This is a genomic window from Sessilibacter sp. MAH1, from assembly GCF_054658315.1.
The window spans coordinates 17,078-29,428 of sequence record NZ_BAAGIC010000023.1; the positions used below are offsets into that span (position 1 = coordinate 17,078).

General features: G+C 44.1%; 9 protein-coding genes. 4 read left to right on the top strand and 5 right to left on the bottom strand.

Annotated features, from left to right (window positions below; all coding sequences use genetic code 11):
* Positions 1-89: 89 nt before the first annotated feature.
* A complete protein-coding gene (typA, locus tag ACYQ28_RS17855; protein WP_460052439.1) occupies positions 90-1,898 on the bottom strand; it encodes a translational GTPase TypA in 1,809 nt (602 codons plus the stop codon).
* A 421-nt stretch (positions 1,899-2,319) separates the two neighbouring features.
* Between typA and rep the strand changes: the two genes are divergently transcribed.
* Positions 2,320-4,335 (top strand): DNA helicase Rep, encoded by a 2,016-nt coding sequence (gene rep / locus ACYQ28_RS17860; RefSeq protein ID WP_460052440.1) that lies wholly within the window; start codon positions 2,320-2,322, stop codon positions 4,333-4,335.
* A 19-nt stretch (positions 4,336-4,354) separates the two neighbouring features.
* Here the strand turns inward: rep and ACYQ28_RS17865 are convergent, their stop codons facing one another.
* Positions 4,355-4,738: a DUF3224 domain-containing protein gene (locus tag ACYQ28_RS17865; RefSeq protein WP_460052442.1), complete on the bottom strand. Its 384-nt coding sequence runs from the start codon at positions 4,736-4,738 to the stop codon at positions 4,355-4,357.
* A gap of 134 nt (positions 4,739-4,872) precedes the next feature.
* Positions 4,873-5,664, bottom strand: coding sequence for an FKBP-type peptidyl-prolyl cis-trans isomerase (locus ACYQ28_RS17870; RefSeq protein ID WP_460052444.1), 792 nt, complete (start codon positions 5,662-5,664; stop codon positions 4,873-4,875).
* Between the two features lie 51 nt (positions 5,665-5,715).
* Between ACYQ28_RS17870 and ACYQ28_RS17875 the strand changes: the two genes are divergently transcribed.
* Together ACYQ28_RS17875 and ACYQ28_RS17880 are read left to right on the top strand one after the other, a co-directional pair.
* Positions 5,716-5,847 carry a hypothetical protein gene (locus tag ACYQ28_RS17875; protein WP_460102407.1) on the top strand — a complete coding sequence of 44 codons (132 nt, stop codon included), beginning with the start codon at positions 5,716-5,718 and terminating at the stop codon, positions 5,845-5,847.
* A 1,273-nt stretch (positions 5,848-7,120) separates the two neighbouring features.
* Positions 7,121-8,371 (top strand): hypothetical protein, encoded by a 1,251-nt coding sequence (locus tag ACYQ28_RS17880; protein WP_460052445.1) that lies wholly within the window; start codon positions 7,121-7,123, stop codon positions 8,369-8,371.
* Between the two features lie 425 nt (positions 8,372-8,796).
* Here ACYQ28_RS17880 and ACYQ28_RS17885 read toward each other — a convergent pair whose 3' ends face one another.
* Positions 8,797-9,387, bottom strand: a complete 591-nt coding sequence (locus ACYQ28_RS17885; protein WP_460052446.1) for a TIGR02444 family protein — start codon at positions 9,385-9,387, stop codon at positions 8,797-8,799.
* Between the two features lie 69 nt (positions 9,388-9,456).
* Between ACYQ28_RS17885 and ACYQ28_RS17890 the strand changes: the two genes are divergently transcribed.
* A complete protein-coding gene (locus tag ACYQ28_RS17890) occupies positions 9,457-11,364 on the top strand; it encodes an ATP-binding cassette domain-containing protein (RefSeq protein WP_460052447.1) in 1,908 nt (635 codons plus the stop codon).
* Between the two features lie 365 nt (positions 11,365-11,729).
* Here ACYQ28_RS17890 and ACYQ28_RS17895 read toward each other — a convergent pair whose 3' ends face one another.
* Entirely contained in the window at positions 11,730-12,146 is a 417-nt protein-coding gene (locus tag ACYQ28_RS17895) for a c-type cytochrome (RefSeq protein ID WP_460052449.1), read from the bottom strand.
* Positions 12,147-12,351 lie beyond the last annotated feature (205 nt).

The following is a 12,351-nucleotide window of genomic DNA, read 5'->3' on the forward strand; positions in this document are numbered from 1 at the left end:
TTTATAAGTTCGCAGCGGTTAAAACCAAAAAAGGCCAGCGTAAGCTGACCTTTTCGGTGTTCAATAAATACGTCGTTATTTTTAACGTATTATTTTTTCGCGCGTTTACGTTCGTTTTCGGTTAACAACTTCTTGCGAATACGAATGCTTTTTGGTGTTACTTCTACCAATTCATCGTCTTCAATAAACTCCAACGCCTGCTCAAGGGTGTGCTTGATAGGAGGTGTTAGGGTTAAGGCTTCGTCGGTACCGGCAGCACGAATGTTGGTTAGCTGTTTGGCTTTGGTTGGGTTAACCACAAGATCGTTGGCGCGTGAGTGAATACCAATCACCTGACCTTCGTACACATCAACCGCGTGACCTAAGAATAAACGACCGCGGTCTTGAAGGCTGAACAATGCGTAAGCCAAGGTTTTACCCTTAACCATGCTCACCAACACACCGTTTTGGCGTTTAGCAACATCGCCTTCTTTCACTGGGCCGTAGTGATCGAAGATACTGGTCATGATGCCTGAACCAGAGGTAAGTGTTAGGAACAAACCACGGAAACCGATCAGACCGCGTGAAGGAACGATGAACTGCAAGCGCACACGACCTTTACCGTCTGGCTCCATGTTGGTCAATTCGCCTTTACGAAGACCAAATTCTTCCATTACCGCACCTTGGTGCTGGTCTTCGATATCGATAACTACCGCTTCGTAGGGCTCAAGAACTTCGCCATCAACAATTTTTTGAACCACTTCAGGACGTGAAACGCCAAGCTCAAAACCTTCACGACGCATGTTTTCGATGAGCACCGACAAGTGCAATTCACCACGACCAGAAACGATAAATTTATCGGCGGTGTCGCCTTGTTCTACACGTAATGCAACGTTGTGGATAAGTTCTTGATCCAAGCGCTCTTTGATATTGCGCGAGGTTACAAACTTACCTTCAAGGCCCGCAAACGGAGAATCGTTTACCATAAAGGTCATGCTTACGGTTGGTTCGTCAACGCTCAATGCTGGTAAGGCTTCTACGTTATCTGGATCACACAAGGTGTCAGAAATAGAAAGCTTATCGATACCGGTGATACAAACGATATCACCTGCGGTTGCTTGTGGTGTGTCGATACGCTCAAGACCAAGGTAGCCTTTAACGTTTAAAACCTTACCTTTACGGGTAGAGCCGTCGGCAGATTTCACAACCACTTGTTGGTTTGGTGATAATTTACCGCGAGTAATACGGCCAACACCGATAACACCTACGTAGCTGTCGTAATCCAATGCAGAAATTTGCATTTGGAACGGACCTTCTGGATCTACGTCTGGTGGTGGTACACGGTCAACGATCATTTGGTACAACGGCGTCATGTCTTCGGCCAAGTTTTCTGGATCATCACCAGCAACGCCGTTAAGTGCAGATGCGTAGATAACTGGGAAATCTAATTGTTCGTCGGTTGCGCCAAGGTTGTCGAACAAATCGAATACTTGGTCCATAACCCAATCTGGACGCGCACCTGGGCGGTCAACCTTGTTGATAACAACAATGGGCTTTAGGCCGCGCTCAAACGCTTTTGAAGTTACGAAACGCGTTTGTGGCATTGGCCCGTCTACGGCGTCAACCAACAAACACACACTGTCTACCATCGACAATACGCGCTCTACTTCGCCGCCGAAGTCGGCGTGCCCAGGGGTGTCTACGATGTTGATACGGTAGTCATTCCAACGGATGGCGGTGTTTTTCGCCAAAATGGTGATTCCACGTTCCTTCTCTTGATCGTTGGAGTCCATGATGCGCTCTGCGCCAACATCTTTACGGTCTAGGGTGCCGGATTGGCTCAACAACTTATCAACGAGGGTGGTTTTGCCATGGTCAACGTGGGCAATAATGGCAATGTTTCTTAACTTCTCAATCACAGGAAAATCTCTGGTGGGCAAAAATTGGCCGCGATTATACCCATGGTCTATGACTTAAAATAGGCCTAGTTGGACTTGAAAGAGAATCTTTTGTTGTTTTATTAAGCTTTGCCGAAAATATTCGGGCAAATCTGCGATTTTCAGAGGTTTTCGACAACTTTAGCGTTTTATCGGCAAGAATTAATTTGAAGTATTTTTTGATCAATATTCGTAGTCACGTTGGTGAATGCTTTTTTCCTGAATGACAGGTATTTATAGCGACCGCTGACATTTGAGAATGGTTTTAGGATTGTTAGAATTCCGATCTTAAGTGGTGGCCTTTCGCTGGTGGCGATATCGGTGACAAGGCGTGAGGTTCTCGGTATAAGTAGGGTCTCTTAAATATCTATTCACAGAAACAGTAATTGTTAAAGGGTAATCCGTGACACAGCTTAATCCCAGACAACGCCAAGCCGTTCATTATGTTGATGGGCCGTGTTTAGTGCTCGCCGGTGCCGGGAGTGGTAAAACCAGCGTGATTACCCGAAAGATCGCTCATCTCATCGAAAACTGCGACATTCCCGCGCGTAATATTGCGGCGCTTACCTTTACCAATAAGGCCGCCCGTGAGATGAAAGAGCGCGCCACAAAATTGGTAAAAGGCTCTGCGGCAAAAGGCTTAACCGTATCTACCTTTCATAATTTAGGCTTGAATATTATTCGCCGCGAATATCGGCATTTGGGTTACAAACCCGGATTTTCGATTTTTGACGGTGAAGATTCGCGAGCGCTACTGAAAGAATTAATGCTCAAAGACGGCGATTTAGACACCGATCTGCTCGATTTAACCCAGCATCAAATTTCGAATTGGAAAAATGATCAGGTGCATCCGGGCATTGCCATCAGTAAGGCAGAAAGCGAAGGCGAGCAAAAAATTGCCTATGTGTATCAACGCTACAATCAAGCATTACACGCCTACAATGCCGTTGATTTTGACGATTTAATTTTGGTACCAGTAAATCTGTTTTCTGAAAACGAAGAGGTGCTTCGCCACTGGCAGCGCAAAATCCGTTATTTATTGGTCGATGAATATCAAGATACCAACAACGCTCAGTATTTGTTGGTTAAACAGTTGGTTGGTGGCCGCGGCTCATTAACCGTGGTGGGTGACGATGACCAATCCATTTACGCATGGCGTGGCGCTCGTCCCGAAAACATGAGCTTGTTAAAGGTCGATTTTCCCAATTTAGAAGTGATTAAGTTGGAGCAAAATTATCGTTCCACACAACGTATTCTAAAAACCGCTAACCACTTGATCGCCAATAATCCCCACGAATTTGAAAAAACGCTGTGGAGTGATAAATCCATTGGCGAACCCATTCGGATTATTAAATGCGCTAATGAAGAAGCCGAGGCTGAACGGGTTGCTAACGAAATTGTTACTCAGCGTTTGCAGCGTCAGGCTAAGTTTCACGATTTTGCTATCTTGTATCGCAGTAACCACCAAGCGCGTTTGATGGAATTAAAGCTGCAACATCATCAAATTCCTTACGCCATGAGTGGCGGTACCTCATTTTTTGCACGCACTGAAATTAAAGACATCATGGCGTATTTGCGTTTAGTGGTGAATCCCGATGACGACAATGCCTTTTTGCGTATCATCAATACGCCACGCCGACAAATTGGTCCAAGCACCTTAGAAGTTTTGGGGCGGTACGCAACTTCGCGAGAAATCAGTTTATTTACGGCCTGCGACGAAATGGGTTTGCAATCGCAAATCCCTGAAAATGCTCTAGAGCGGATTCGCCGTTTTTGTCATTGGTTAATGAACATCAGCTTACGTGCAGAAACCGACGAAGCCATGGCCGCCATTCGCGAAATGGTTGAAGACATCGACTACCAAGGTTGGTTACACCAAAATGCCAGCAGCTCTAAGGTTGCCGAGCGCCGCATGGAGAACGTCTATTACCTGCTGGATTCTATCGGTCGAATGCTCACTCCCGAAGATCCATCACGGGAGCCGATTTCATTAAAAGACGCCATTACTAAACTGGTATTAATGGATCTTTTAGACCGACAAGAAGAAGAGGAAACCCAAGATCAAGTGCAAATGCTGACGCTACACGCCTCTAAAGGTTTGGAGTTTCCTCACGTTTTTATTTTGGGCTTAGAAGAAGACATTTTACCGCACAGAAACAGTATCGAAGAAGAAAACGTAGAAGAAGAACGTCGTTTAGCGTATGTGGGAATTACCCGGGCCCAGCGCAGTTTAACGCTAATGTTAGCGTCTAAACGCAAGCAGTACGGCGAGGTCATGGAGACCAGCGAAAGCCGGTTTTTAGAGGAGCTGCCGGCAGACGAAGTGGAGCGAGAAGGATTTGGTCAATCTAGCCCAGAGCAAAATCAGCAAAAAGGTCGTGATACGCTGAATAATTTAATGGCGATGTTCGACGACTGACTGTACGAACCGAGCTATGTTATTCGGTTAAATTTAATGAGTAACTGGCTTGGCCCGCTTCACCCGAAGTAAACGTTCCCGTGCCGGTTAGCGTACTTAGCTCATCGGTGCCCGAATTGGCAACAAAGGTAAACTCACTGCTTGCGACACCCTTTTCAAATTTTCCCGTATGTTGAAGGGTAATGCTGCCGGACTTGCCGTTAATTGTGCCGGTAATCACTTCAAAACCAACAAATAGCGCACTGCCTGCAGATTGATAAGACATTAAATAGGTTAATTCGCTGCTGCCTTCGATTTCGCCTTGGTATTGCTGGGTAATCTTTGCCAAGCTTTTTTTCGATCCGTCGGGGTTTTCTAGGTAGGGTGATTCATCCCACTGGGTAATCTGAAAGAGATTGCTCATGATGTTGCTCCTTTTATAGTGTGCCGTTTAAAGTGCAGTGTACCGTTTAAAGTCATGAATTATTGGCAGTCATTAAAAAGCCCGTCTAAACGGGCTTTTTTGTGGCGCTATTTTCAAAGCAATCAACAGCTGTATTAACCTTCAGAATCTTCGCTGGCTTCTTCTTCGGTTTCAGCGGGTAATGGCTTGTCGCCAACGGTCAACAAATCAACTTCGAAAATTAAGGTTGCATTTGGGCCGATCTCACCGCCGGTACCACCTGGGCCGTAAGCAAGTTCAGATGGGATGTACAATTCCCACTTAGAACCTTCAGTCATTAATTGTAATGCTTCGGTCCAGCCAGGAATCACTTGGTTTACACCAAAGGTGGCAGGAGCATTACGGCTGTATGAACTGTCGAATTCAGTACCATCAATCAAAGTACCGCGGTAATGAACGGTAACCTTGTCGGTTGGTCCTGGTTTTTCACCGGTGCCTTCGGTAATAACTTTGTATTGAAGACCCGATTCGGTGGTTACAACACCTTCTTTCTCACCGTTTGCCGCTAGGAATTCAGCGCCAATTTTTGCGTTTTCTTCACCGGCGACACGCGCTGCTTCTGCGGCAGCTTCTTGAGCAGCTTGTTGCTTAGCAATCATCACTTGTTGGAAAGCTTGCATGGTTTCTTGCATTTGCTCATCGGTTAAGCGAGGTTCTGCATCGGCTTGCAAATCTTCAAGTGCTTGAGTGAGTGCTGGAATGTCTAAAACAATGTCGTCACGCTGAAATTGACGGCCAATGTTCAGGCCAAAAATGTAGCTGACTTTTTGTTCCATGGTTTCAACTGCTGCAGTCTTAGCTACCGCTTCTGGCTCGGCTTTCTCACCGGCACAGGCCACAAGCAACAACGAGCCTGCGACAGCGCTGGCTAATAATTTCAATTTCATTGTTTAATACCCTTAATTACTCGTTTATTTATCTTTTAAAAGCGTCGTGGTTTGACTGACGGTCTTAGCAAGCGCTTACAAAATACCGAAGATCAGTTTTTGTTAATCAGATTCGAGTCTCGGCTCAGTAAAAATATCCGTAAAAACCAAAAACGGCTGTCGATTCTATCGCCGCAAGACTAAAATTTGAAATGTCTTATGGAATATTCACTGTCAAGAGTTCGAATTTTGATAAATTTCCTTCCTAATTAGCCTTCGGTAATTCTCTAAAGGGTGCTTTGTTGGGTTAGTAGTTCTATCAAAAGAGCATTTGCCGTCAAATTTTCGCGCGATAAGTTATTGAAATTGTGAAGAAATTGGGCATTGTATTTTCAATTTCTGACCAATGAATAATTCTTGGTAAGTGAATCACCGGTTCTTAAGATGTTAAAACACCGGTTTTATACCCACAATTAAATGCCAAATTGCCTCTAAAAGGGTTGCGCGATTGATTATCGAATATCCCCGATTCTCAGTTGTGTGAATTTTTAATGGCAAAAACTCAGATTTTTTCGAAATTGGTATTCAAAAATCAATACTATGAAAAGTATCTAAATAGCGTTTTTAGAATTTGTGATAAAAATGTCAGCGTTAACGACAGTAACCACACTGACTAATTTGCCAGTTATTGTCATATTCAAGAATATCCATTGATGTTTATCGTGAATTATTTATCTATGAAAGAGTACGTTTGTCAGTTATCTATTCGCAATTGATAAATAAAATATTACAAAAACATTGAAAACCGACATTAGTGATAAATTTATGGGAAGCCTAACCGGGTTTTTGTTAAAAAGAACTACTGTTAATAACCTAGATTCGATTAGGCGACCTCAAGCTGCTCAGGCTTTGTGTTAATTAGCAAAGGCGGTATTGATAAACTAAAGCAAGCGCAGAGTGAGCTTGTGTAAAGGTTAGATTTTAAAGCGCACTTTTGAGGCATTATTGAGCAGCATTATGTTACAGGGTGCTAACTAAAACCCGCGGTGCACCCTATGTATTACGAATTCGCTGAAAATTATCCAAGAAAACTTCAATAAAAGGCTAAGCAACCTAACCCATCAATGCGCACATTTACTGTTGTTCATCAAAAGCAACACGGGTTTTGGTAGGATTTGGAAAAATCCGTTGCGCCTACTTTGCACCTAAATAGTTTTACAAAATTGAACCCTACTAAGGTTGTATGAATAAAGCGTTAAATCTCGAAAACACGGCTTTGCAACTGTCTACAAAGCTGGGTTTGATAAATGAAATTATTAGCAAAAAAAACTCAATTGGGAATTGATCGTGAAGCAACGGTCAAATAATTGAATTTTTTTTATTTTAATTTGCAGAAAACATACATTTTTCGAAAAAACAGAGTTATTATAATTTTGTTTAGATAAGAATATTCATTAATTTTTTACAGGACACTCTCATGGCCGCCCGAAAGAAAACCGTGGTTTCAATTGCGGATCTTGAAAAGCAAATTGCCAAGGTCAGCGAAGATCTCAATAAAGCTCGTCAAAAGAAAGTTACCGATGCGCAAACGGCATTGGCAAAAGCAGAGAAAACTGTAACTGCTGCTAACAAAAAATTAGTGGCGGCCCAGTTGAAAGCAGACAAGGCGGCTAAATCTGCCAAAACTGCTGCTCAAATTGCACGAGCTGAAAAAGCGAGCGTTGAAGTTGAATTGGCTAAAGTTAATTTAGATTTGGTGGCTGAAGAAGCGGCCGAATTAAAAGAAGGCATTGCTGCTTTACAAGCCGAACTTAAACAAATAGAAGCCGTTTCTGCTGCTATTGACGCCCAAGCCAAAAAGTTAGGCGTTACTGAAAAGAAAGCCGCGCCAGCGAAAAAAGCGGGTAGACCAAAAGCAAAAGCGGGTAGACCAAAAGCAGCTGCTCCAAAAGCGGCAACGGCTAAGGCAGCACCAGCGAAAAAACGTGGTCGTCCTAAAGCGGCAGCAGTTGCAACTGAAGAAGTTGTAGAAGCTGCGCCAAAACGTCGTGGTCGTCCTAAGGCTACTGCACCTGCGGCAGCACCTGCAAAAGCCGAAGCGCCTAAAAAGCGCGGCCGTCCTAAAGCGGCAGCAGCTGCAACCGAAGAAGTTGTAGAAGCTGCGCCAAAACGTCGTGGTCGTCCTAAGGCTGCAGCGCCTGCGGCTGAGCCTGCAAAGGCCGAAGCGCCAAAAAAACGCGGTCGTCCTAAAGCGGCAGCGGCGGCTGAACCAGAAGCGGCAATAGTAGAAGCGCCTAAAAAGCGTGGACGCCCAAAAGCGGCCGTGACTGAAACTGTAGATGTGGAGGCACCCACGCCAAAAAAGCGCGGACGCAAACCGAAGGCTGAAGTAGAGCCTGAGGCTGACTCCCCAAGTCAAACCGCTTTATTTGCAACCCCAACCCCTGAAATAGAAGAGGTTGGGAAAAAAAAAGAAGAAGCCGAAAAGGTTGAAGCTTCAACCCAAGCGTCAGTCGTTAGTGAAGAAGAACAAGACTCCGCCGCGAATGACGCAGCAGATGCAGTTGAAGCAGCGTTTGACGAAGAAGAGTCATCCACTGAAGAAAACGTCGAGTCTGAAGACGACACCGTCGGCGAAGAAGTCGAGTCGCAAGACGTTGAAGAAGACGCCGATGAGGATACGTCGTCGAATGTGGTAAGAAGTTTATTCGACACTCCTAAAAAATAAACAATCTCTTTTGAGACGTTAAAACGGGGCTTAATGCCTCGTTTTTTTTTATTGGTTAAAAACACCTTTAGACGCTCCTGATTACTTCCGCCAAGATTTCCGATTTCCTTATAATTCCAATCACTTCTCCTGTTGAGGTCGGCAATACATTCATGTGTTGCGGAAAACTCTGTTAATCAAAGTTACTGTTAATCAAAGTTTCTGTTAACAATTCTAACGGGTGTGCCTAAATTATTTGCCAAAAACTTCCGACCAGCCTTGGTCAATCAGCATCTGCTTTTATACGACTATTTATAGTTATCTTTTTAGACGCTTATTATTACCGTTTAAGATTGCGTCGCTGCGTTAAGAGTTGAAGTTGGAATTTATACGATGATGTATTGCTGCGTGCAATTTACGGTAACCGAAAATACCCTAAGCTAAATTCAGCTATTAATCGTATGCGTGTTGGCGTCGAATACCTGTTGTCCCGCTACCAATAGCTCCTGTAATGTTTTAAGTACCGGTCTTGGTAATTGGTAAAAAAGCAGTAATTGTTTCAGGTTATGCTGACCAATATCGTTACTATCGCAAGTGGCTTTTGTTTGATTGAATGTTTTTGTTTGTTCAAAAAGCAATCGCTGTTGATATTGCTCTGCCAGTAGCTCCAGTTTTTTGACGATGTCTCTTAAAACCGAGCGTTTAGCAAGATTATCTGTGGTATGCGCTGGCAGTTGCGGGGATATTTGTTGAGTTATCGGTTGCGTTATCTCAGTTTTTAGTTGGATGCGTATCTTGCGCAGCATTATGGCTTGTTGATCAAATTGCGTGATCAACTGCGTGCACTGTTGTAAGTCGCTTGGCGAACAGGTTTTATCGAGCAGCGTTGACCAAATAAGCCAACAGATTAGATTAACATTAACAAGGTGCTGATCTTGTAGCGCCAAACATTTCTCCGCAACCTGCGGTTGGGCATAAAATTGCCACGAAAATTTCCACAGTGGATTATTCAGCGCTGAGTGATTTGAATGATTCACTGAAATTACCTTTAACACGTCATCAGATTTCACTACTCTGTTTTGCCTCTGATGCGTAGAATGCGCGCCATGATTACATTAGATTCCATCAGTTTACAACGCGGTGCTAAGCAACTTTTAGAAGGTGCTAGTTTACGTATTTTTCCGGGACACAAAATTGGCGTTATTGGCGCTAATGGTAGTGGTAAATCCAGTTTATTTAAATTATTACTTGGGCAATTACAGGTTGATGCAGGCAACTGTTTCATTCCTAGCGATTGGAAAATCGCTCATATGGCCCAAGAAACCGAAGCCAGTGAGCGTGGCGCCAGAGATTATGTGATCGACGGTGACTGGCATCTGCGCGCGGTTGAAACACAAATTAACAATCACGACGGCGTTGATGGCGAACATCTGGCCAAACTCTACGCGGAGTTTGAAGAGTTGCAGGGTTATACGGCCGAGCAGCGAGCGTCTAAACTGTTGGACGGTCTAGGTTTTAGTCCATCTGATTACACGCGTCCGGTCAGTGATTTTTCCGGTGGTTGGCGCATACGATTAAATCTGGCTCAGGCATTGATGTCGCCATCGGATTTATTGTTACTGGATGAACCGACCAACCACTTAGATTTAGATACCACCGTTTGGCTGGAAGGTTGGTTGCAAGCCTATACCGGCACCTTATTAATTATTTCTCACGATCGCGATTTTCTCGATAACGTGGTTACCGAAATCGTTAATTACGAAGCGTGTAAATTAATTGGTTATGGCGGTAATTACAGTGCTTATGAACGACAAAAAGCACAACGCCTTTCGCAACAACAACAAGCTTTTGAAAAACAACAAGCTCGAAAAGCCGAAATCGTCGATTTCGTTCGTCGTTTCCGCGCCAAGGCGTCCAAAGCCAAGCAAGCGCAAAGTCGTTTAAAAGAATTGGAGCGCATGGAAGAAATCGCACCGGCGCATATTGATTCACCGTTTCATTTCTCCATTGCCTGCTCTGAAAAAGTGTCTGTGCCTTTATTAAGTCTTTCGCAGGCAGATCTCGGTTACGGCGACAAAGCCCTAATTAAAAATGTTAATTTATCCATCAGCGTTGATACTCGCTTAGGTTTATTAGGCGCAAACGGTGCTGGTAAATCAACGCTCATTAAAACGCTCGCCGGTGAATTAACATTATTGAATGGATCGAGAACCTGCGGCGAGCATCTAAAAATCGGCTATTTTAACCAGCATCAATTAGAAGCGTTGGATATGCAGGCTTCTTGTGCACTGCATTTACAGCGTATTTCGCCTAAGGCTCGCGAACAAGAAATTCGCAATTTCTTAGGCAGCTTTGGTTTTATTGGTGATCGCGCGCTAGAAACTATCGAACATTTCTCTGGTGGTGAAAAGGCGCGTTTAGCTCTCGCAATTGTTGCTTGGCAAAAACCCAATCTCTTGTTGCTCGACGAGCCAACCAACCATTTGGATTTGGAAGTGCGTCATGCGCTGACCGTTGCTCTGCAAGGTTTCGCCGGTGCTGTAATTGTGATTTCTCATGATCGGCATCTATTGCGTAATACCGTTGACGACTTTTTATTGGTTCACGACGGTTGTGCAGAACCTTTTGACGGCAGTTTAAATGATTACCAAAAATGGTTAAGCGATAATAAAAAGGCCGAAAAAGCCGAAAAAGACGCGCCTGCCCAATCTCAAGTTGTGCAAACTCTTGATAAAGCAGATCGTAAAGAGCAGCGACAAAAATCTGCGGCTAAACGCGAGCAGTTAAAACCGTTAACACAAAAGCTTAAAAAGCTAGAGCGCGACATTGAAAAGCTGCAAGCAAAATTAAGTGAGCTTGAAGTGATACTGGCGGATAACAGCTTATACGAAGATGCTGATTCAGCTGAGCGCTTGCAAAAAATGCTAAAAGATCAGGGTGCTGCCCGTGAGCAATTGGCGTCATTGGAAGAGCAGTGGATGGAGGTCAGCGAAGAGCTGGAGGCGCTGTCTTAATTTCTGCACAAGTGCGGTTTGTATTGAGCGTCTAATTAGTATGAATATAAATAGCGAGTATCAATATAAACGGCACTGCTAAGACCAATACAGCGTTCATCAATACAACGTTATGAAAGTATAGAGGCAACTCTGATTAGCCTAGAGTTTTGATTAGCCTAGAGTTTTCTGGATTAAGATAGAGTTTCCTGCGACGCTAGGAAGTATCGCCTATTTCAGAACGGTAAGTGATTGAAGTTGTGAAGAAATTGGAAATCGCATTGTGGATTTCTACTTGCTGATGAATTCATTAAGGAATTCATCAGCGTCTCCCGAAGGTGCCACCGCTTTAGTTGTTTTGTAATTCTAAAGCGGTAACAGAGAAATTACTTGCTGTTGTCAACCATGTACTCGATGCCAGCTTTAATTTCGTCTTCAGAACAATCTAAACACAAACCTTTTTGCGGCATAGCGTTAAAGCCGTTCCAAGCGTGATCGAACAGAGTATCTAAACCTTTGGCAACGCGCGGACCCCAGTCACCTGCTTCACCAAACTTAGGTGCACCAGACACGCCAATTGCGTGGCAAGTGGTACATTTAGAATCGTAGATTTCTTTACCGCTGCGTGGACCTGACGCCACAGGCGCCGCAGGTGCTGCTGCGCAAGGCTCACCAGACATGCAAAGCTCACCCACAGGGGCGATTCGCTTTTGAACGCCTTCAGATACTTCGTCTGCTTGGCTAAAACTAACAAACATTAAGCTGGCTGCGGCGATGGCGAAAGTCGCTTTTTTTAAGGTCATAAGATTTCTCACTAACGGCTGGGTCACTTCTGCAATCACGATTTTTCCCTCATGAGCTTTGTGCGAATAATTCAAACGGGCGGCGATTATACCCACAAACCACGTAGTGGTGAAAATTTATCGCGTAATGGAAATTTAATTTTATCAATTTCTTATACGCTGTTTGATCTAAATAGGTGAATAATTCGAAAACTTTCTGCGAAAT